The organism is Methanococcoides mangrovi, from assembly GCF_052057775.1.
Taxonomy (GTDB): Archaea; Halobacteriota; Methanosarcinia; order Methanosarcinales; family Methanosarcinaceae; genus Methanococcoides.
In genome coordinates this window covers 2240050-2260364 of sequence record NZ_CP195121.1, presented here as the reverse complement: position 1 = coordinate 2260364, position 20315 = coordinate 2240050, and the positions used below count along the sequence as shown (strand labels likewise).

Sequence of the window (20315 nt, the reverse complement as noted above, 5' to 3'; positions counted from 1 at the left end):
TCATCACTTAGAAAGGTGTATAGACTACTGCAAGTATCCTTGCTTCTGATCCTGTTGCATGGACATCGTGTGGCACAACGGAGTCATAATATATACTGTCCCCTGCAGCCAGTTCGTAGTTCTCTTTTCCATATGTCACTTCAATGCTTCCGTCAAGAACATAGATGAACTCTTCTCCTTCATGGGATGAAAGCTCATGCTCCTCTTCATGCTTGAAAGGATGGACATCGATTATGAATGGCTCCATGTTCCTGTCCTGTTTGTCTGCTGCAAGGGAGTGGAACTCAAGTGCGCTCTCTTCAGGGTCCCGGGACTTACCTGAAAAGCGAACCACATTTCCAGAAGCCCCGTTCCTGACGACAACAGGTCCGGTCTGTGGCATATCATCAAGGAATGTGCCCAGGCGTACTCCCAGTGCACGTGCGATCTTCAAAAGAGGTGTCAATGATGGAATTAGTTCACCTGCTTCAAGTTTCTCTATAAGTTCCACACTGCTCTGACTTTCTTTTGCCAGCTCTTCCACGGACATTTCCTTTGTTTCACGGAACTGGCGTATTTTCTCTCCAACGCTGTTTTTTTCTGTCAATTCATTCACCTCTTTCGCGTAGATCAACGCAAATAAATGGGGGTTTTAATTAGAATTGTAATTTAAATATGTATCTGTCAACTTTGCAGGCAACCTTTATAATATATTGCAAACCAAATATCATTGTGAATTCACATGAAGAGTAAAATACTGGTATTGATCTTGGTGCTATCGTCTTTATTGATGGCAGGATGTATTGGGGACAATGGGGACAATGGGGACGAAGTTCCTGTCGATAATGAAACACCTGTTGAAGTTCCTGAAGAGAACATTTCAGAAGATGATGTTCCTGTTGATGAGAACGGAGAGGTCATCGAGCCTAGGGATTATTTTATAATCCTAAGAAGTTATTATGCAAGTCCAAATTCTCATGAGATCAACAGGGGAGATACTGTCTATTGGAGAAATGCGGATAAGGAAAACAATTTCATATTTAAGGTTATCAGTGAGGATGATCTCTGGGAAGAGCAGAGGATCCCTTATGGAAAGAGCTTCAATTACACCTTCACCGAGTCGGGAACCTATAATTTCACAGTTCCTCCATGGAACAGTATGAACCATACCGTTATCGTTAAATGATGGCGGACTGTACAGCGTGCAGTATGCAGATGAAGAGCACAAAGGTCACCGAAGGTACTACGACGGTCCTTGTTCCGGTGCCTCCTGAAGGTGTATCATTTCCGCCATCAGAAGCACCGGTATTCTATAATACCCACATGGAGCTGAACCGCGACATCTCCGTCGCGGCAACTTTAGCTTATGCAAGAAGACTTTCCTCGCAAAAAGATATCGCCATCTCTGATATCAGCTATGTTGATACAATGTCCGCATCGGGGATCAGGGGACTTCGTATCGCCAACGAGGTCGGTGTTTCAGTAACATTGAACGACTGGAGTGATGAGGCCTTTGAGCTTATTCTTGAGAACATTCAACTTACAGGTCTTTCAGAGACCACAGAGGCCACATGCAAGAACGCGAACGTACTGATGCACGAGAGACGTTTCAATATTGTGGACCTTGACCCTTTCGGAAGTCCTGCACCTTACCTGGATGCTGCAACAAGATCTGTTGTACATCTTCTTGAGGTCACGGCTACCGACACTGCACCCCTTTGCGGTGCACATTTAAACTCCGGGATGCGAAAATATGCAGCTGTGCCATTGAACAATGAGTTCCACAGTGAGATGGGAGTGCGTATCCTTCTTGGTAAGGTTGCAAGGGAGCTTGCAAAGCATGACAAGGGGATGATGCCTTTGCTCTCACACGCCACAAGGCATTATGTTCGCAGTTATCTTCAGGTCAAAAAAGGTGCAAAACAGGCTGATAGTACCCTCCGGGAACTCGGGTTCCTTACCCACTGCGAAAAATGCGGTCAGAGAAGGTTCTTCAACGGTCTTGCTGCTGTCATCGATGACAAATGTCCTTCCTGTGAAAGCAGTATGCAGGTAGCAGGTCCCCTGTGGCTGGGGAAGCTGCATGAGGGGAAGTTCTGTGATGAGGTCCTCTCAGAGATGGGATCGCTGGAACTTGGTAAGAAGGATCAGGCAGAGAAGATAATTGTAGCATGCAGGGATGAACTTGACACTCCTTTCTTCTATGACCAGCACGTGATGTGTAAGATGATCGGAGTTTCGGCACCACCTATGGATACTTTCATCGAAGCGCTCAGAGGCACAGGTGCCAGTGTTTCAAGGACACATTTCAGTGGCACGTCTTTCAAGACGGACGCAGTTCTTGAAACTATAAACGATGTCCTGAGATCGCTGTGACCCTTCAGGCTTACATTAACTTATGTTATTACGAACGATCAGTGTACTATAGAAAGTAATATATATCAAATTAGATAATCAATGAATTAGTAGAAAAATATACAGTTATTAATATATATTCAGAGGAGATTAGAGTGGGAAAAGAAAATCCGGAATATCTGTTCTTGCAGGAGAAACCAACACTTGCATTACTTGCTATCTGGTTCTACGGAAGAACATATGCCTCTGTAATTACTAAGGAGATCAATTCTACATTCGCTCATACGACAAAGATACTGTCAAGAATGGAAGAAGATGGCCTTGTAGTTTTTAGTGTTGAAGGGCGTATTAAGTATGTCGAACTGACTGAGAAAGGTTATAATGTTGTTTCCCTCCTGAAGGAACTGATCGTCTCCCTTGGTGGAGAACTTCCGGACGAATACGACCTTGAAGGTCGCCATGAGGTAAGTGAACCAGAGCTTGACCCTGCTTCTGCTGAGATCATGGAGAAGATAAAAAAGCTTCGCCTAAAGGTAGAGACCATCTACAGGGAACTCGTGTCTTCTGATGCTGATGAAGCAACCACTAAGAGGAGACTTGGACCTTTCAGCCGTGAACTTGCGATGATCGGCGAAATGATCGATTCTTCGGAAATTCCTGTGGACGATGATGTTATTGATGCTTTCAATGCAACCAGGGAAGTCTTCCTGTCACTTGTGAACAAAAACGGTTAAATGCTTCCTGTTCAATGAATAGCCATGGAAACAGCAATTCTGAATATCAAACTCTATGCTAACTTTGAGCGTGCCTTGAACTCCGCAGCATTTATGCTTGAGAACGAGATGAAAGACCTCGATGCAGGTCTCGCTCTGTCTGTAAATCCTGAAGGTTGGCTTCAGGTGGATGTCTCCGGTGAGGATGAGGAGTTCGCAGCCAATTTCCTTATAGAAAGGTATGGCACTCCTGTAACAAGCGTGGAGAATGGAAGTATCTACAAGGGGTTTATTTCTTCTATCGGCGATGATGGTATAATTGTTGATATTGGTGTTGCTGTAAAGCTCCTGCCGGAGGCCCTTAATGTACTTGGGGTTGGCAGTGTTTCACAGATAGCTTCCCGCTTCGGCCTGATCCCACACCTGCCGGTCTCCGTGAGGATAGATGGTCAGGAAGGTATTATTTCAGGCAGTTTTACCAGAGAACAGGTCGATCTGTTCTGGAGCTGGAAGAAAGCAACAACCGACAGGCTTATTGTGAACTCTGTGACACGTTCCGAGCTTAAAGCAGCTATCAAGAAAAAGGGTCATGGAAGGGATATTTACGGTATTGAAAGGCTTGGTATCCTGGAAAACGCGATAGTCTGCCGTGAGGATACCGATGGTCCCGGAATAGTTGCGGAGATCGGTCCTCTTGTAAAGGCGGACATTGGTGTGATAAGAGGCACACACTGAGTTATTGCATTACGAAAAGGCAGTGGTCATTGCCATTGCCATGACATTCTACTTCTACAAGGTTGCACTGCATGTTGAGCTTCCGGTAAATTATACCCTGAAGCAGTCCCTCACTAAAAGAGCAGAGGTTCTGACCGACATCAGGTGCACCTTTGCAAACAAAGCAGTCATCGACACGAATTTCCAGGGGGTCATAGGATATAACAGAAAGTTTGCCAAGACTGTGAATGTCCCAGTAATCAGCTACTTCTTCAAAAAGCTCCTCAAGATAGCCGGAGATGAAATTTTCGGCGATCCTTATGCCGATATCCTGTCCGATAGTTTCCATGATCGGTCTGTGGTTTATCCCCTGTGCCTCAAAGCCGCTCTGGACTGCGTGGAAAAAAGTTGTCAATATATCTCTTTCGGTATCGAAAGTGGTCGCAAATCGGTTCAGTGTTTCATGATAGTGCTCGACCACGGGTTTCTGTGAACACGCAGCATACTGGGAACACATAACATAGGTCTTCTTGCGCCGGTCATTGGGGTCGATACGTTCTTCGAGGAGGTTTTGTTGCTTAAGGTCACTCAGGTGCACAGAGATGGTTGATTTTGCTTTTCCCGTATATTTGACGATCTCATCAAAAGATCTGGAACTTTCTTTTAATAGCTCCATTATCTGGAGCTTTACCGGGCCCTCGATGGCAATTATGCCTTCCCGGTTTGAAAATAACGCTGTGTGACCTTCTCCTTTCATACGTAGTAATTGCTTATTCGATATATAAAAGTTCGGTAGTATCCGAATAATCGAATTTTTCTTTGTTATCCCAACTTTTCCAATCCGGAATTTCAGCCTTTTTTACCTGTCTGACCGATAATCTATTTACCATCCATGACAGATTCAGGCAGGTCTATGAAAGCAGTATTAATTCCTGTAAGGGATGTTGAAAAGGTAAAAGCAGAACTTATTCCCCTACATGTTCTGGACAGGAGCAGAAAGATAAGGATAGTTGAACATCCGGATGGCAAATTTGCCGAGATACCGGTGACTGCCGAAATAGATGGTTTTCACATTATTGAGCAGGATGAGCCGGAGTTCTATCGTGCTGCTCTGTCTCTGAAAGAGCATCTGGAAGGGATAATACCTCCTGAACTTCTCGAACGCGTTCCGTCAGGCTGGCAGGTGCTTGGTGACATCGTGATAGTGAGTATCCCCGGAGAGCTGCAGAGTTACAGGGAAGATATTGCAGGGAAGCTTCTGGAGATCAACCCAAGGTGCAGGTGTGTGCTGCAGGACTTTGGTATCAAGGGTACTTTCAGGGAACCTGAACGCGAGATCATCATAGGCGAAAACACCGAGACCATCCAGAAGGAGCACGGCTGTTCTTTCAAACTGGATGCTACAAAGATCATGTACTCAAAAGGAAACCTTGCCGAGAGAAAACGCATGAGCAAGCTTGGCAGGGATGAGGTCGTGGTGGACATGTTCGCAGGCATCGGCTACTTCTCGATCCCTCTTGCAGTACATGGCAAACCGAAAAAGGTCTATTCTATCGAACTGAATCCGGTGTCCTATAATTACCTGCTTGAGAATATCCGCCTGAATAACCTTGAGGGAATTGTAGAGGCTATCAATGGTGATTGCGGAGAAGTCACCCCGCAGGGAGTTGCTGACAGGGTCATCATGGGTTACGTTGGAACGACCCATCATTACCTTGACAAAGGGATCGGTGCCATCCGAAAGGAAGGCGGAATGCTGCATTATCATGAGACCACTCCTGAGGCTCTCGTGTTCGAGCGTCCGATCAGGAGAATAAAAGAGGCTGCTTCTGCTCTTGGAAGAGATGCAGAGATACGCGGATGCCACCGTATCAAGAAGTATTCACCAGGCGTCTGGCATGTTGTGGTGGATGCTTACATCAAGTGATGCTGTTCGTGCATGTCCCAACGTCCATGCAATGTCCACACAACTATATTTTCATGAAAATGCCAATGTGTTGAACATTGGCGATCGCAATTTAATATAAAAAAGAATAAGGTGTGCCTCTAGTTCACACCTTGATAGTGCTTACTGCAAGGTCGGAATCGATGATATAATCGAAGTCGATAGGTCCGATCCAGCACTGGGTGTCGAACATTGACTGGAAACATACTCCTATCACAGTTGTGCTGTCAGCACCTTCAAGGATGTCGTCCAGGTTCTTTTTTATCTCGTTTACGTCGATGTTCACCTTTGGCATTGCGAGTCCGCCGAGAAGGACGACAGTATCTGCGTGATAGTCGATATCATCGCCGATCTGCATGCCGTTTGATGTGGACACGATGGCCTTTGCTTCGTGGTGCCTGATATCAGGGATAAAGCCGACCTCGATTGGTGTGTCCCTCAGGACGTATGACATGAGTTCTGCAAATGGTGTACAGAAACCGGTGGTTCCGATGAACATGACCTTCTTTGAATCCTTTACAAGTCCTCTGAAAGATGTCAGAAGTCCACCGATGCCGTTGGCATTGCTAATTACTTCCATGGTAACTCCGGTAAAAAAAGAAGTTATACAGCCGGATGGGCTGTATATTGAATTAATGAACTTATACGTTCTTGATGCCGAAGGATTCGAGAAGGATTCCAGGGTTGATGCGACCGCTGGTGAATGACTTCTTGGTTGCGACATCGTTGATTGTGATCTTTGCAGGAGCGAACATACCGGCGTCGACCTTGAAGAAGTCGAAGCCTGCTTCCTTGAAGGTTGTGTAGAATGGCTTACCGAAGTCCCTTGATGTTGTGGATGGTGCCTTCTTTACGAACTCTTCGAGCTTCTCTGCGTCTCCGTAGTTAACGGTGTAGTAGGTCTCACCACAGTAGATGATACAGTCGTTGGTTGAACCCATGCACTTTGTGTCGTCTCCGACGATAGGTGCGATAGGTGCTACACCGAAACCGCTCTGGATGGTGTTGATATCAAAGCCGATGGACTCGAGCTTGTGGATACCTGTCTCAACGATCCTTGCGGAGATCTGTACTGAACCTGCGATGGATGAGGTTGGTGCTACTGCGATGTAAACGTCCTTTGGATCGACGCTGCAGTGCTTTGCGATGTACTCAACGACCTCTTCGGTTGGGAGCTTGTCGGATTCCATTACGAGAACTGCTGCATCTGCATCGTCCTTGTAGTTGATCTCCTCGTAGAGCTCTTTTGGCTTAAGACCGAGACCTCTTGCAGGACCGGAGCCCATACCGAAGTAGTCACCGACAGAGATCCTCCATCCAGCATACTGGGATGCCATACATGCGATGGTTGGGTGGTCTGTAGCTACCTGGATAGCAGGCACTGGCAGGCCATCGAGATCGAACTTGGTGTATGAGATCTCTGCAAGGTCTGCAAGGCAGAGACGTGAGAGGTACATACCTGCATCATAGCCACCCTCAACATTGACACCACAGTCAATGATGGTAGCGCCGTTCTCAAGTTCCTTTGATTCGACCTTGATCTCATCTTCCCAGTCTAACATCTCATCAATAATAGCTAAGCCCTTTTCGTTGACACTTATCACATTAATCACTCTATAATGGTTTGGTGTCAATGATTGGGTAGGTTAGAATATGAATTTATCGGTGTTTTGGAAGTTGGTAGGGGAGTGATTTTTGGTGGTGGGTGACAGGGATGATTCTGATCTGCTGAGGAAGAAGATCATTGACATGTCTTACACCGAATGGAAGAAAATGGGGTTCTCTAAGGGTACGTTACATTACATGAAGCAGAACGCTAAAGCTGATAAGCCATTTAGTTTGAATGCTCATGTGAAAGAGAGATTAGAGAGTTGGGGGGAGTGCTGTTAAAGGAGCATATTGACTTAAATTCTACTATTAAAATACAATTAACCTATTTGCTTCAGGACAGTTCATCAAAAAAAAGATCAAAGAAGGGTTAGATCACCCTTCAGAATTCTCTATTAGTTTAATAATGGTCTCTGCCTCTTTGATCAGGTCTTCAGCCTGTTCCTCCGATAGCTTTCCTTGATCCTTCAATTTTTCAACGGTATCAATGAAATCTTCAAGCTTAGCAATGGCTTTCTCATATTCGTCCTTATCAAGCATACTGATTACGCCATCAAGCTTTTTAATGAGATTCTTTTCATCCAGAGCAGATATCTCATCTTTAAGCTCATCAAGGGCATCTGAAGGGTCTACTATAGGAGGTACTGGGATAACCGGCCAGAACATCAGTGGATAGTTGTCCACATAATAGGCTGTGTCACCAATACCATCACCATCGATGTCGTTGCTCATGTCGTTTGCATAGTCGAAGTAATAGTTACCTGTATAATTCGTGTAACTGTTACCTTCGTATACATAGGTCACCTCTTCTGTTGAGTTCCAGATATTATCCGAGGTAGTACCACCCACATTAAACGTATTGTTGAAGTAGTTGTTGTAAATGAGATTTCCTAGGTTTGTAACTTCAAAATAGATACCATTATAATTGTACTCCAACTTGTTATTTATCAGGGTGTTGGAATTAGACTCGCTCAGCACAATGCCGTATTGAGTGTCCTCAACTATGTTACCTATCAAACGATTTCCATAAGATCGAGACAGTCCGATACCTACATAATTCGAGCCCACCACCTTATTGTTGGTCACGTTGGTGTTACTAACCTTTCCCAGAAAAATGCCATAATCTCCACCTGTTATAGTGAAACCGCTGATGGTGGCATTTGTAGCAACGTTTACTAAAACTACATACCCAGTTGATGATTGAACAGTCGTATTGTCCGCGCCATCTGTTGATGTGATATTTAGTTGTTTAGCATACACGTTCACGTTCTCAGTATATGTTCCTGGATACACAAGAATCGTATCCCCATTCAGTGTATTTACATCATCTATAGCCGCCTGTATCGAGGTGAAATCTGCTATTGGACCGGTGCTGTTATTCACTGTGTAAGTAGTTGCTGCAGCAGTTCCCACGGTCATTAACAGCAAAGCTATTCCAAGAATTATCAGTATGCTTTGTTTAATTTTCATTATTTCCACCACCCTATTGATTACAATCTTAAGATTCCTCTACATCTGTAGAGATCATTACCAATAAGGCAGGACATGCCCGGAATTTCCAAGTTCAAAAAAGGCTGCGCTGCCCTGTCACCCCCCCACAGACGAGCGTAAATCTCTACCTAAAAGATGTTCTCGATCTTATAAATACATTGTCAAAAAATAGTATATGTTATGTAAATATATTAATATTTTTTATGGGATGTAACATTGCTAACAAATATTCTAGACTTTACTAGAAATCTATTATTTGAAAGTTTTAAGAGTTCCGTTTTTTCGTGTTACCTATATCCCCCATTTGATATGCGGGGTATTAAATTCGAACCACTAAACTCAAAATACAAAGTGGAAACTTTGCATTTAAAACTACAAAATATTCATAATAAAAAAGGAAGGATGGGATTGAATCCTCCTTTCATTGATCAATCCTTCAAAGTTCCCTTTCTTCTTCTTCTTCCTCTCCAATCTCCTCTACCTCATCAATTTCCCCCACATCGAACACAGGAACCTTCACTTCAGGATACCACTGCTGCAGGAACGTGATCATGTGATATTTCATGAAGACCCTTGCAGGCAGGGCGATGAATGCGAGCAGGAATATGAAAATTATCAGCTCGATCAGGATTATTGGGGCGAGGACCATCCATACGGCGATGTTGGATGCCACGAGTGCTGAGATTGTAAAGTAGATGATGGCATCTATCATGAGGAAGATAAGGCCTGCTATGGCCATTGCCAGCAACATGAGGAGTCCTACTACAATTGCGATTCCTATGGCAAGGAGGATCCTGCCGAACCAGTAGGCTATGATCTGCTTCCAGTCTTTCCTGAATTGTGCGAAGACGTTGGCAAATGCACGGAAGATGCCGGTCTCTGTGTAGATGGCAACAGGGATGGCGAGGTTGATAAATGAACTGATGATGCCTCCGACTATCGCTGCCAGCAGGATCATGCCGATCAATAGGAATATTGTGGAAACAATGATCATCCCTATGGTCTCTTCAAAGTTTGCACCCCTGGAAGCCAGCAATGGGAGTATTATGGGGAGTGCCATGATAGCGATGATGGCGAGGAGAATGATACCTATCAAAAGTCTTAATGTGAAAAGCCCCAGGCCTTTTCTGAGGTATTTGCGGGAGTATTCCCAGAACTTCACTTCGTTGCTTACAAGGGAGTCAACGAACACGAATTCCATCACGCTTGAAACGTAGGAGAAGAACAGGACAAGCGCAATGATCAGGACCACTATTCCTATTATAAGTCCCAGGTCAGGTGCGGTTGTGGGTATCTGGTCGGCAAATCCTCCGAACATATCGGAGAAGCCATCAGCCGGACCGGAGTCGGGGATCCTGTAAGTATCAGGTGTATAACTGTTTCCACCACCATTGAAATTCCCTCCGCTGCCTCCGATAAGCATAACAATGATCGCAAGTTTCACCCATTTCCAGAGATCAAATGGCTCAAACAGGCATTTCTTTGTTCTGGATATTGCTTTATCCACAGAGTCGACTACATACCAATCCATATGTCTAAATATCGTCAGAAAGCATAAATAGTTTATTATGTGGAGTACAAATTATTATTGTCGCAACGTATATATCTAACATTTATAATATCTACTAATTACTGGAAATTATGTAAATCGGGTGTTGAAATGGAAACTGCAAAGAAAGAATTTCAGGGCCTCGTATACCAGAGCATGAAGTCATACGGGCTTGATGAGCTTTCCTCTAAATTACTTTCAGTGCTTTATTCTTCACCGGACCCTCTGACCCTGGATGACCTTTCCAAAATGACCGGATATAGTTTTTCAGCAGTCAGTGCAGCAATGAAATTGCTTACCGGAATAAAATTGGTGGAAAAGACAAAGAGGTCCGGTTCCAAGAAGTTGTATTTCTCGGTCCAGCGGGATATGCTGACACTGAGCATCAATGCGATAAGGTCCAAGAATGAACACATGGTTGTTCCTGCGCTTCAGGACCTTCCTGCAATAATTGAAAGGTGCAGGAACAGTGAAGCTGAAGACTCCGAAGAGATGCTCAACATCATTGAGGACTATTACCAGCAGATGGTTGCACTGGAACTTATCTTCAGGAAATTGATCGAATACATAGAAAATATCAGGGCTGAGGTGAATAAGAGATGAATCCGAATTTAAGACCTTTATGTTTGTTCCTGTTCGTTCTTGCAGTTGTTATCACCGGGGCAACAGCAGCATCAGCAGGCGATTCTTTTACTGGCGGGATAATTTGTGTAAATGCAGAGATAAAAGAATTAAGTCCCAGTTCGGTAGGAATTGATGAAGAGTTCACTCTTGCCATAGATCTAGAGAGCTGTGGTACTGTTGCTCCTGAGGACATTACCTTTGAGATCATCAGCATACCTCCGGATATCATCGTCACCGAGGACCTTTTAACGAGAATCGCTGAATTCTCATACCCTTCAAGCGAAAGGCATCTGGTATACCACATGCGGACAACTCCCGATGCCAATCCTGGCCCTCATATCATCAAGATGAAACTGACGTATGCAAATAAAGAGCTTGAGACCACGAAGTATTATGAGGTCGATGTCAGGGTGACAGGTGAGGATGCAGAGCCAAGGATCTCTACGATCACGACAAGTCCTGAATATATCTATGAAGGGGATACTGTTGACCTTACACTCGGGATCGAGAACTTTGGGGAAGCAATTGCAAAATCCGTATCTGTTAGCGTGGACCATGAATTTAAAGGAATCAGGAACTCCACGATCGGAACCCTTGGCCTGAATGGCAGCCAGACCGCATTGTTCAAATTCAAAGCAGACCGTGCCGGTGAATTCAAAATTCCTGTTATTATCGAGTACGAAGACGATTTCGGAAAGCAAAGCGATGAATACGACATTGCTATAACCGTGCTTGACAAAAAGGGAAGCCTGAACCTTGCATCTGTGAAGGTCGATCCTGTCATTCCCTATGTTGATGATACAGTAGAGCTGACCATGAGGATCGAGAACTCCGGTGACCGTACAATAAGTTCGATCAGGGTATATGCTGACCATCCGTTCAAAGGCGTAAAGGAATCCTTTATCGGAACCCTTGACCCTAATGAGGATGGTCCTGCTGTCCTGACCTTCATAGCTGATGAAGCCGGAGAGTATGAGATCCCTGTTACCATTACCTACATTGACGATTTCGGTGAGGAGCAGATTGAAACGAAGATCAATATCATTGTATTGGAAAGCAACAGCGGTGCAGGATCAGTTGTTCTTGTCCTGCTTGTCCTGGCAGTTATCGGAGGACTTGTCTACTATAATTACAGGATGAAAAGGTCAAAGGATGAGATCATCAAGCAGCTAATGGAAGGTAGCAATAGCTCTGCTAAGAACAAAGAAGAAGCATCAAATGAAGACGAAGAAGTCGAAAATGAAGAAAAATAAGGTGTCTCCGGTATGATCGACGATATCAGGGTGGGAGCTCTCATTGCAGCAAGCAGCATAAGAAGAGGGAACAAAAAAACGCTAATGTTCATCGTTTTTGTCCTCTCGCTCATTTTTATGAACTTAGTTTTCCTTCCATCAATGATAGGGGGAATGATGGTTCTATTTACTGGTATAATGCAGGACTATCCTTACGGGGACATTGTAATTGAACCATCGGGCGATAATACATACATTAATGATGCAGACAGCGTTTTGCAGAAGGCGCGGGCTGTGGAAGGAGTAAGGGCTGCAACAAAAAGACTGGATGTTGGAGCATCTATTGAGCATAAACAAAAGGTTGTGGGGGTGACGATAACGGGTTTAGTTCCCACAGAGGAGTATGAGATCTCACAATACCCCTATAGTATTATTGAAGGAGATTTTCTGGGAGAGCTTTCCCGGGATGAGATCATCATTGGTGCTGCAATCGCAGGCACAAGTACAATCTTTGGAGATATATATGATGATCTGGGTGAAGCCAGAGTTGGATCACTTGTTGAAGTAACATACAGTAACGGTGTGAAAAGGACCTATAAGGTCAAGGGTATCATGGAAGGAACATTTGAACTTGTTGACCTTAATGCATTGGTCCATTACAAAGAGATCGAAGATGTATATGGTCTGGAAGGGGGAGAAGCTACCAGTGTGGTTGTAAGGGTTGATCAACCGGGGAGTGAAGATCAGGTGAAGTATAAAATAAGGGACGCCGGAGTGAATGAGCAGGTCTTCACATGGGCTGATAAATCCGAGACCATCATAAGACAAGCATTACAAAGTCTTGGTGCTCTGGACATAATGTCAAAGTTTGTGGGTTTGATCGTAGGGGCAGCATTGATTCTGATCATAATCTACATCAACATACTTAACAGGAAAAAAGAGATCGGCATACTAAAAGCAATAGGCATTACTCCAAGATCGATAGTACTGTCTTATGCTTTCCTTAGCATGTTCTATGTTTCTTTAGGGATACTGGCGGGATTGGTCCTATACCTCTCACTTATGCTTTACTTCCAGGCAAATCCTGTGTCATTCTATGAGACCATGGAAATAAGACCTGTGATAGATCCTATACTGGTGATCCGGAGCATACTTTCCATGCTAATACTATCTGTGATAGCCGGCACACTTCCTGCATGGAGTGTCTCAAAAGAGAGCATACTCAAAGCCATATGGGGAAGATAAAATGATCGTCGTGAAAGACCTCAAAAGGTTTTATGGGTCCGGTGAGACCACTGTAAAGGCTCTTAATGGTGTTTCTTTCGAAATAAAGAAAGGGCAGTTCGTAGCGATAATGGGAGCATCCGGTAGTGGCAAGACAACAATCCTGAGGATCCTGGCATTACTGGATGATGCAACGGACGGTGAATATACCATCAGAGGATTGCAGGTTTCCAGTCTGCCTGAAGCCGAAAGAAGTTATTACAGGCTGACGCAGGTCGGTTATGTATTTCAGGATTATGCGCTCATCAATGAGATGACAGCTGCAGAGAACGTTTACGTCCTTTCTATGATGGAAGGCAAATCAAAAAAGGAATCTTATGAAACTGCTCTTGAAGCACTGGAAAAGGTTGGCCTGAAAGATAAACACGACAGAATTCCTGATGAGCTCTCAGGTGGAGAGAAGCAAAGGGTAGCCATTGCAAGGGCCATAGCAAAGAAACCCGACATCATGTTTGCTGACGAGCCTTGCGCAAACCTGGACACAAGGAACTCTAAACAGGTTCTTGAGGTGTTCAAGGACCTGAATGACAACTATGGCCAGACGATCGTAATGGTAACGCATGAACCCTGGCATGTTGAGTATGTTGACAGGGTGATCACTCTTGAAGACGGTAAGGTTATCAGTGACGAGCTGACAGAAGATGGGGCTGCCTGGAAATAAGTCCTGAAACCTTCTTTTCATTCCTTGGTTAAGTTTTTGATGTGTTAACTTAATGGAAGCTGCATAAAGTGTGTATCCTGTACGAATAGCTTTATATAACATCCTTGTCTGTTAAGAATGCTTTTAGAGGCTAGAACTATTTTGATAAATTATAAGTTTAGATGGTATTTCCTTAATTGTATTTACTGTTTTCTCGTATGTTTACCACTTTGGTTATTATCTTTTTTAAGCACTTATAGGAAGTGAAATATTTGTTCAACAACATGGAATCAACTGCACCGGTGGAAGCTGGTAAAACATACGAAGTGACAATTGAAGATATCGCAAGAGAAGGCGATGGAATCGCAAGAGTAAGCGGTTTCGTGATCTTTGTCCCAGCTGCAAAAGTTGGCGATGAAGTTACTATCAAAGTCACCAAGGTCATGAGAAAGTTTGCATTTGGTGAATTGGTTTAATCTATCAATTTTATTAAAAACGTTGTTGGAAAACCAATTTCCGGTTTTCCATACTTATTTTCATTTTCCCGATCATATATTCCTTTAAATTTATAGACTTTCATTGTGTGAAACGGATCGTATATTCTGATCCCTAAACCATCAGGATTATCCTTATAGGTTAAGATGGGTCTGATCAATTTCCAACAAGTTTTGCACTTCAATTCAAGGTATAACATGTCATTTGATGATCTTAATCTAATATACCCGCTTCAGCGGGCATTGTCCGAGGAAGGTTACGTAGAACCTACTCCTGTACAGGATCTGTCCATACCACACCTGCTTAACGGCAGGGATATGATAGGTATTGCCCAGACAGGCACCGGCAAGACGGCTGCTTTCATTTTACCGATCCTTCAAAATATGTCTGCATCCTACAAAGCACCACGTCCGAGATTCCCGAAGGTGCTCGTACTCGCACCCACAAGGGAGCTTGCAGCGCAGATCGGAGATAGCTTTGCAACGTACGGGAAGTATACCCGTTTCAAGCACACCGTGGTATTTGGCGGTGTTGGGCAGGAGCCGCAGGTAAGAGCCCTCTCAAAGGGTGTGGATTCTCTTGTTGCAACTCCGGGTAGGCTACTGGACCTTATGGAGCAGGGACACGTCAATCTCTCGAACGTGGAGTATTTTGTACTAGATGAAGCAGACAGGATGCTTGACATGGGTTTTGTCAATGATGTGTACAAAGTTGTTGACATGCTGCCCCAAAAACGTCAGTCGCTGTTCTTTTCAGCTACAATGTCCCCGGATATCGCCAAACTTGCCAGAAGATTGCTCCGTGATCCTGCACATGTTGAGGTCACTCCTCAGGCAACAACGGTTGAACGCATAGATCAGTTCATCTTTTTCGTGGACCACGAAGAGAAGAACGAACTGCTTTTGCATTTATTAAGGGGCAAACATCTGGAGTGTGTCCTCATATTCACACGCACAAAGCACCGTGCTAACAAGGTCGCAGAGATGCTTAATAAGAACAACATCGCTGCTGGGGCGATACATGGCAATAAGTCCCAGACCCACCGTACAAAAACACTTCAGAACTTCAGGTCCGGGGAACTGCGTGTGCTGGTGGCAACAGATATCGCTGCCAGGGGAATTGATATCGAGGATATCTCACATGTGATCAACTACGATCTGCCGAACATCCCTGAAAGCTACGTGCACAGGATCGGGCGTACAGCAAGGGCGGGAGCTGATGGTACAGCTTATTCTTTCTGTGCGGCTGATGAGCGTGATTTCCTCCGGGATATCGAGGATCTCATAAATATGGAGATCGAGGTCGCTGAACATGATTATCACTCAGAGAAGGCCCGGAATGCTACAGGTGATGAAGCAAGGCCGGCTCCTAAGCAGCAGAGAGGCCGAAAGGCTGGTTCTGAGAACAAAGGAAGGGGCAGGGGCAGAAAAGGAGAAGGCAAAGGCAGGACCGGGAATGCTAATGGCAAAATCGGGGAACAAAAGTCTGCTAAAAGTAAGGGTGACCGACCAGAAAGTACCAGCAAAGGTAAAGGCAGTGGCCGACCAGAAAGTACCAGTAAAGGTAAAGGCAGTGGCCGACCAGAAAGTACCAGTAAAGGTAAAGGTAGTGGCCAGACAAACAAGAACCCTTCTAGAAATTCCGATAGAAGCTCAGGCAAGTCAAGAATCCGTCGTTAATTGAACAGCCTTTTCAGGCATCATGAAGCCATCAATGTGCATGAGCCAAGCTCATTGCAGCATCAGAAATAAAAAAGCATAATGAAAAAAGGGGGGATGCCACATCCTCCTCCTTCAATAAATTTGTTCTTCAGACTTCCCTGTGGTGTTCGGTAGCTGCAAGGAGGTCAATACCGGCATCTGTGAGTCTGTAAATATCTTCTTTGATCACTACGATATTGGCATTCTTCAGGAAGTCCATGTGGTACTTGAAAGCATCATCATCGACCTCAAGTTCGGCCTTGAGCTGTTCTTCGGGCTTGCCGAAAGCTCCGATGGTCTTTACCATCTTTCTCCTTATCGGATGGGATGCAGCCTTGTCGAGCATTTCGTGTTCCTTCTTTACCCTTTCTCCTTCTGAAGGTCTCTGCATTATCATGTCATCTAGTTCATCGTAATCGTCGTCCATTTGATTTTCACCTCTCTGGTTTTCTGTTAAGTGACCATCTATAACGATTAATCATTTATATTCTTATCGTTCTCATTTTGTTGTATTATCTTCTGCTCAATCGTGCCGGAAGCATTTATCGGCCTGCTGACGAACAATCTGAATATGTCCGTAATGGTCATATGCCTGTCCTCTATGACTCTTGCGGCTCCTTTTTCTATATTGTCACGGGTATCCCTGTTTATATTGAAACCGAAGATTCCATTTGTTATCGGATTCATAAGGTCCTGCACAAAAGCTATCAGGCGATTCCCGGCGCGGACATGCTCCAGATTAATGATCTTCCCCTCAGGTTTGCACACCCTGACACATTCCTCAATACCTTTTACCGGATCAGGTATCGAGCACATGACAAATGTCATCACAACTGTATCGAAAACGTTGTCCTTGAAAGCAAGATGCTGGGCATCCATCAATATAAGGTCAACATCAACGCCAGTTGCTCTCTTTGCAGACTTTGCTGCCATTCCGGGGGATAGGTCGATAGCAACCATGCGTACGTCCCTGTTCTTTGGGTAGTATTTGAAGTTCTTTCCTGTACCAAAACCTACTTCCAGGCATCTGCCTTCTACTTTTGAGAAGACTTCCGGTCTCCATGCCTTAAAGGCGAGATTTTCCATTATCCCTTCAAAAAGGTCATAGACATGAGAATAGCGGTTATATCGACTGAGCACTTCTTTTGTTTCTGACACCCTTTATTCCCCATACAAGTTCTGCTCGTATGGTATATTTAATTTCTTCTTCCAAATTATCATCGGATTCACAAAAATATTCCTCTCATAATCTCTCACAAAAGATATTTTATTCATAATAACCAACTTTCTTAAGGGAGGGTTAATTCATGAAGTGCCAAATTAGTGTAGTTCCTATCTTTCTTATATCTCTGCTAATAATGACTTCTGGCTGCATTTCTTCAGAAAATGGTGATGCGGGCGACGGCACCTATAATGGCGAAGTGGAAGCCCTTGAATACGAAGGGGTGAAGCTGACTCCGATCAGTGAGCAGAGGGACAACTCCATTAAAGGTACTCCTCAAATTAACACCAATACATATTTTCTGACAATTGATGGAATGGTGGACGATCCGCAGTATCTTACCTATGAACAGGTCACTTCATACCCGGACGTTTCAAAAGTGGTGATGCTTGATTGCGTCGAAGGCTGGAGCTATGTTGCAAAATGGACAGGTATTCCTGTAAAGACACTTCTTGATGAGGCAGGGGTTCAGGACGGTGCCACAACTGTGATATTCCATAGTGCAGACGGGTATTCCACAGCTCTTGAACTGGACTATCTTGTTGAGAACAACATAATCCTTGGGTACAGATTGAATGATGTGACACTCCCAAAGGATCACGGTTATCCATTCCAGCTTGTTGCGGAGGGCAAGTATGGTTACAAATGGGCTAAGTGGGTGACCGGAATCGAGGTCACAGATGAGCTTTATGAAGGTTACTGGGAAAGCAGGGGCTATAACAACAATGCCGATGTTGGCGGACCAAGGTTTGGCTGAATTCCCAACCGCATCTTTTCTTTTTAGATTTAAGAGTAGATCGTATATTCCACTATCAGCAGAAACAGCGGGAAAATTGTGCTTAACAGGATTTGGGAATCTGCTCCGATCACTTCTACTTCACTTATCATGTTCAGTGACCTGAACATCAGGAAGATTATTGTTCCCAACGTAATGCTCTGGAGAATCCCAAAGATCCAGAATATATTCCTGTTTTTCATAAATGACATCTCACAATTCTATTTTTATCCTTTTGTTTTTTAATGTTTTCTGCACTCTATTTTCAAACTAAACAAAATTAATATATGCAAATAGACAATATTTTCTATTGTTTCATGGTTTTATGTAGGGATAATTGAAATGGAAAAGATCAGAACTCAGGAAAGATACCTGATAATTTTTGCATTACTGCTGATATGTGTGATGATCCTGGCATCTGCAGGACTCGAGATCTCAAAACAGAATGAGGTCGAAACAGGAATTGAACCTTTTACAGACGTGTCTGATGATGTATCTGCTGAAAGCATTAAAACAATATCAACAGGAGTTCCGGATGAAGATGTTCTTAGTTCCAGTGGCAACACAAGTGACAAGCAAAATGATGAACCAATGAACGAATCCACAACAGAACCAGTTCCCGATCAGACTAATGCTAACAGCGATAAAGTTACGCTTACTGTCAGTGGTTGTCTGGAATATGTATCTCCTGAAGAGATGAGTAGTATGTCGGATGTTATTATTATCGGTACAGTGAAAGAGGTACTACCAAGCGAATGGAACACCAGGGACGGGCAAATACCTACTGATGATATATATGAGCTGGAATGGTATGATATCTACACTGATGTAGTGATTACTGTAGATGAGTATCTCAAGAATCCTTTATCTGAAACAGAGGTCATAGTCAGAACGCTTGGTGGTGAAAAAGATGTTATTGCAATTGATGTAGAGGATGAGCCTTCCTTTGATCCGGGGGAAAAAGTGTTCCTTTATCTAAAGAATGACACATGGCCAAATACCATGTCCAATGGTCCTGAGCACTTTGTGGTAACTGGTGTTTCACTGGGTAAGTTCACACTTACCAATGATGGGAAAGCTATATCTTTCGGTGAAACACTGACTCTGGATGAACTTATGGAGACGATCTGATCTCTGAAAATATGATGGGATAATATAATGTCGTCATCATCTTTACATCCATTTATCTGGGGGGCGATAACTTTCTTTTTCGGTCTTCCTGTCAATTATTTCTTTTTCCGTGAAATAAGATGGAAAACTGCTTTAGCTATGGCCATTGGGTTTTCTATTGGAGCATATTTTGGGGACTTTTTGTTCTGAAATACAAAAGTTCCGTGTCTTACAAATACTGGATGCATCTGTTTTTTCTGTTTTCAATGTCTTCAATATCTCTGATCGTCTGAGATATATGTATCCCATTTTCTAAGTAAGATCTGATGAAATCGGGATCGCCAAAAAGTTCCTTTGCTGCTTTCGGATTATTCTCGATGGCTTTTAGCTGCCTTGATAATTCTTCAATGGTCTTGTCGATCTCGCTCTTAGTCGAGATGGCCAGTACGTCACGTATCCAATCCAACATTTCGCTCCTTCCCATAATCCAATTTGTTTCCACATTATCCTGAGTTTGTTACAATACAACAAAACACGAAACCTTTCTATTTTGTGCTTTTCTTCTTGAGGGGATTGATATGGATCAACGAGCAGTACACATTCCTTTAATATAAATAAATTATGGGGCTATTATATGATTTTTTAATTATTTGGATGGAAATCTTAGGTGGAGATGCATTCCAGCTTTTAGTGACTTATGGACAGCTTTTCATCTGTGGCTGCAATAGTTCAAAAGGTCACGGTCGAATTGATCCAAAAGTATAATAATTATTTTTCACAGATAGGACATTTACAGCCTAAATAAAGAACAAACGATCTACAGTTGATACTGAGATGTAATCTAATGTTGGGTGGTGTAGTGTCCAAAAACAGGTTTTT

Annotated in this window: 23 protein-coding genes and 1 pseudogene; 14 read left to right on the top strand and 10 right to left on the bottom strand. The window is 43.7% G+C overall.

From position 1 onward, the window contains the following. Positions 1-7: 7 nt before the first annotated feature. Positions 8-586: a helix-turn-helix domain-containing protein gene (locus tag ACR3I3_RS11215; protein WP_440952334.1), complete on the bottom strand. Its 579-nt coding sequence runs from the start codon at positions 584-586 to the stop codon at positions 8-10. Positions 587-769: 183 nt separating this feature from the next. Between ACR3I3_RS11215 and ACR3I3_RS11210 the strand changes: the two genes are divergently transcribed. The 4 genes from ACR3I3_RS11210 (at position 770) to ACR3I3_RS11195 (ending at position 3782) form a co-directional block, all read left to right on the top strand. After that, the gene (locus tag ACR3I3_RS11210; RefSeq protein WP_440952333.1) at positions 770-1165 is read left to right on the top strand and encodes a hypothetical protein; all 396 of its coding nucleotides are present in this window, start codon (positions 770-772) and stop codon (positions 1163-1165) included. A 29-nt stretch (positions 1166-1194) separates the two neighbouring features. Next, positions 1195-2355 (top strand): tRNA (guanine(10)-N(2))-dimethyltransferase, encoded by a 1161-nt coding sequence (locus ACR3I3_RS11205; RefSeq protein ID WP_440953798.1) that lies wholly within the window; start codon positions 1195-1197, stop codon positions 2353-2355. Between the two features lie 134 nt (positions 2356-2489). Further along, positions 2490-3068, top strand: coding sequence for a MarR family transcriptional regulator (locus ACR3I3_RS11200; protein ID WP_440952332.1), 579 nt, complete (start codon positions 2490-2492; stop codon positions 3066-3068). 24 nt (positions 3069-3092) lie between these two features. After that, positions 3093-3782, top strand: coding sequence for a DUF2110 family protein (locus tag ACR3I3_RS11195; RefSeq protein ID WP_440952331.1), 690 nt, complete (start codon positions 3093-3095; stop codon positions 3780-3782). Between the two features lies 1 nt (position 3783). Here ACR3I3_RS11195 and ACR3I3_RS11190 read toward each other — a convergent pair whose 3' ends face one another. Beyond that, on the bottom strand, positions 3784-4518 hold the full coding sequence (locus ACR3I3_RS11190) for a V4R domain-containing protein (RefSeq protein WP_440952330.1): 735 nt from the start codon (positions 4516-4518) through the stop codon (positions 3784-3786). Between the two features lie 156 nt (positions 4519-4674). Between ACR3I3_RS11190 and ACR3I3_RS11185 the strand changes: the two genes are divergently transcribed. Then, the gene (locus ACR3I3_RS11185) at positions 4675-5688 is read left to right on the top strand and encodes a class I SAM-dependent methyltransferase (RefSeq protein WP_440952329.1); all 1014 of its coding nucleotides are present in this window, start codon (positions 4675-4677) and stop codon (positions 5686-5688) included. Between the two features lie 124 nt (positions 5689-5812). On the opposite strand, the gene ACR3I3_RS11180 is transcribed toward ACR3I3_RS11185, so the two are convergent. Together ACR3I3_RS11180 and mch are read right to left on the bottom strand one after the other, a co-directional pair. Beyond that, the gene (locus ACR3I3_RS11180; RefSeq protein WP_440952328.1) at positions 5813-6286 is read right to left on the bottom strand and encodes a DUF2124 family protein; all 474 of its coding nucleotides are present in this window, start codon (positions 6284-6286) and stop codon (positions 5813-5815) included. Between the two features lie 61 nt (positions 6287-6347). Continuing rightward, positions 6348-7310 carry a methenyltetrahydromethanopterin cyclohydrolase gene (gene mch / locus ACR3I3_RS11175; RefSeq protein WP_440953797.1) on the bottom strand — a complete coding sequence of 321 codons (963 nt, stop codon included), beginning with the start codon at positions 7308-7310 and terminating at the stop codon, positions 6348-6350. A gap of 91 nt (positions 7311-7401) precedes the next feature. Between mch and ACR3I3_RS11170 the strand changes: the two genes are divergently transcribed. Then, positions 7402-7596, top strand: coding sequence for a hypothetical protein (locus tag ACR3I3_RS11170; protein ID WP_440952327.1), 195 nt, complete (start codon positions 7402-7404; stop codon positions 7594-7596). Positions 7597-7689: 93 nt separating this feature from the next. On the opposite strand, the gene ACR3I3_RS11165 is transcribed toward ACR3I3_RS11170, so the two are convergent. Continuing rightward, positions 7690-8784, bottom strand: coding sequence for a NosD domain-containing protein (locus ACR3I3_RS11165; RefSeq protein WP_440952326.1), 1095 nt, complete (start codon positions 8782-8784; stop codon positions 7690-7692). 457 nt (positions 8785-9241) lie between these two features. Next, complete coding sequence (locus ACR3I3_RS11160; protein ID WP_440952325.1) at positions 9242-10336, bottom strand: DUF7544 domain-containing protein; 1095 nt, start codon at positions 10334-10336, stop codon at positions 9242-9244. A gap of 129 nt (positions 10337-10465) precedes the next feature. Here ACR3I3_RS11160 and ACR3I3_RS11155 point away from each other — a divergent pair, with 129 nt between their 5' ends. From ACR3I3_RS11155 to ACR3I3_RS11130, 6 genes and pseudogenes are all read left to right on the top strand, one after another. Further along, on the top strand, positions 10466-10957 hold the full coding sequence (locus ACR3I3_RS11155) for a GbsR/MarR family transcriptional regulator (RefSeq protein ID WP_440952324.1): 492 nt from the start codon (positions 10466-10468) through the stop codon (positions 10955-10957). Further along, entirely contained in the window at positions 10954-12231 is a 1278-nt protein-coding gene (locus ACR3I3_RS11150; RefSeq protein WP_440952323.1) for a COG1361 S-layer family protein, read from the top strand. Before ACR3I3_RS11155 ends, ACR3I3_RS11150 begins: the two co-directional genes overlap by 4 nt. 12 nt (positions 12232-12243) lie before the next feature. Further along, positions 12244-13455, top strand: a complete 1212-nt coding sequence (locus ACR3I3_RS11145) for an ABC transporter permease (RefSeq protein WP_440952322.1) — start codon at positions 12244-12246, stop codon at positions 13453-13455. 1 nt (position 13456) lies between these two features. Next, positions 13457-14155 (top strand): ABC transporter ATP-binding protein, encoded by a 699-nt coding sequence (locus ACR3I3_RS11140; RefSeq protein WP_440952321.1) that lies wholly within the window; start codon positions 13457-13459, stop codon positions 14153-14155. Between the two features lie 263 nt (positions 14156-14418). Continuing rightward, positions 14419-14610, top strand: a complete 192-nt coding sequence (locus ACR3I3_RS11135) for a TRAM domain-containing protein (RefSeq protein ID WP_440952320.1) — start codon at positions 14419-14421, stop codon at positions 14608-14610. Positions 14611-14775: 165 nt separating this feature from the next. Continuing rightward, positions 14776-15783, top strand: a pseudogene (locus ACR3I3_RS11130) (DEAD/DEAH box helicase); the annotation flags it as partial. A gap of 655 nt (positions 15784-16438) precedes the next feature. Here ACR3I3_RS11130 and ACR3I3_RS11125 read toward each other — a convergent pair. Both ACR3I3_RS11125 and ACR3I3_RS11120 read right to left on the bottom strand, forming a co-directional pair. Continuing rightward, a complete protein-coding gene (locus ACR3I3_RS11125) occupies positions 16439-16756 on the bottom strand; it encodes a hypothetical protein (RefSeq protein ID WP_440952319.1) in 318 nt (105 codons plus the stop codon). Positions 16757-16803: 47 nt separating this feature from the next. Next, on the bottom strand, positions 16804-17487 hold the full coding sequence (locus ACR3I3_RS11120; protein ID WP_440952318.1) for a class I SAM-dependent methyltransferase: 684 nt from the start codon (positions 17485-17487) through the stop codon (positions 16804-16806). 200 nt (positions 17488-17687) lie between these two features. Between ACR3I3_RS11120 and ACR3I3_RS11115 the strand changes: the two genes are divergently transcribed. Next, positions 17688-18308, top strand: a complete 621-nt coding sequence (locus tag ACR3I3_RS11115; RefSeq protein WP_440952317.1) for a molybdopterin-dependent oxidoreductase — start codon at positions 17688-17690, stop codon at positions 18306-18308. Between the two features lie 29 nt (positions 18309-18337). Here ACR3I3_RS11115 and ACR3I3_RS11110 read toward each other — a convergent pair whose 3' ends face one another. After that, the gene (locus ACR3I3_RS11110) at positions 18338-18529 is read right to left on the bottom strand and encodes a hypothetical protein (protein WP_440952316.1); all 192 of its coding nucleotides are present in this window, start codon (positions 18527-18529) and stop codon (positions 18338-18340) included. A gap of 139 nt (positions 18530-18668) precedes the next feature. On the opposite strand from ACR3I3_RS11110, the gene ACR3I3_RS11105 reads away from it, so the two are divergent. Then, a complete protein-coding gene (locus ACR3I3_RS11105; protein WP_440952315.1) occupies positions 18669-19457 on the top strand; it encodes a hypothetical protein in 789 nt (262 codons plus the stop codon). A 208-nt stretch (positions 19458-19665) separates the two neighbouring features. On the opposite strand, the gene ACR3I3_RS11100 is transcribed toward ACR3I3_RS11105, so the two are convergent. Then, positions 19666-19905 (bottom strand): hypothetical protein, encoded by a 240-nt coding sequence (locus ACR3I3_RS11100; RefSeq protein WP_440952314.1) that lies wholly within the window; start codon positions 19903-19905, stop codon positions 19666-19668. Positions 19906-20315 lie beyond the last annotated feature (410 nt).

Coding starts and splice junctions, on each gene's coding strand:
- ACR3I3_RS11195 (WP_440952331.1), top strand. CDS start 3,093: ATGGAAACAGCAATTCTGAATATCAAACTCTATGCTAACTTTGAGCGT.
- ACR3I3_RS11125 (WP_440952319.1), bottom strand. CDS start 16,756: ATGGACGACGATTACGATGAACTAGATGACATGATAATGCAGAGACCT.
- ACR3I3_RS11165 (WP_440952326.1), bottom strand. CDS start 8,784: ATGAAAATTAAACAAAGCATACTGATAATTCTTGGAATAGCTTTGCTG.
- ACR3I3_RS11105 (WP_440952315.1), top strand. CDS start 18,669: ATGGAAAAGATCAGAACTCAGGAAAGATACCTGATAATTTTTGCATTA.
- ACR3I3_RS11205 (WP_440953798.1), top strand. CDS start 1,195: ATGAAGAGCACAAAGGTCACCGAAGGTACTACGACGGTCCTTGTTCCG.
- ACR3I3_RS11150 (WP_440952323.1), top strand. CDS start 10,954: ATGAATCCGAATTTAAGACCTTTATGTTTGTTCCTGTTCGTTCTTGCA.
- ACR3I3_RS11140 (WP_440952321.1), top strand. CDS start 13,457: ATGATCGTCGTGAAAGACCTCAAAAGGTTTTATGGGTCCGGTGAGACC.
- ACR3I3_RS11135 (WP_440952320.1), top strand. CDS start 14,419: ATGGAATCAACTGCACCGGTGGAAGCTGGTAAAACATACGAAGTGACA.
- ACR3I3_RS11180 (WP_440952328.1), bottom strand. CDS start 6,286: ATGGAAGTAATTAGCAATGCCAACGGCATCGGTGGACTTCTGACATCT.
- ACR3I3_RS11145 (WP_440952322.1), top strand. CDS start 12,244: ATGATCGACGATATCAGGGTGGGAGCTCTCATTGCAGCAAGCAGCATA.
- ACR3I3_RS11100 (WP_440952314.1), bottom strand. CDS start 19,905: ATGTTGGATTGGATACGTGACGTACTGGCCATCTCGACTAAGAGCGAG.
- ACR3I3_RS11110 (WP_440952316.1), bottom strand. CDS start 18,529: ATGAAAAACAGGAATATATTCTGGATCTTTGGGATTCTCCAGAGCATT.
- ACR3I3_RS11115 (WP_440952317.1), top strand. CDS start 17,688: ATGACTTCTGGCTGCATTTCTTCAGAAAATGGTGATGCGGGCGACGGC.
- ACR3I3_RS11155 (WP_440952324.1), top strand. CDS start 10,466: ATGGAAACTGCAAAGAAAGAATTTCAGGGCCTCGTATACCAGAGCATG.
- ACR3I3_RS11190 (WP_440952330.1), bottom strand. CDS start 4,518: ATGAAAGGAGAAGGTCACACAGCGTTATTTTCAAACCGGGAAGGCATA.
- ACR3I3_RS11160 (WP_440952325.1), bottom strand. CDS start 10,336: ATGGATTGGTATGTAGTCGACTCTGTGGATAAAGCAATATCCAGAACA.
- ACR3I3_RS11185 (WP_440952329.1), top strand. CDS start 4,675: ATGAAAGCAGTATTAATTCCTGTAAGGGATGTTGAAAAGGTAAAAGCA.
- ACR3I3_RS11210 (WP_440952333.1), top strand. CDS start 770: ATGGCAGGATGTATTGGGGACAATGGGGACAATGGGGACGAAGTTCCT.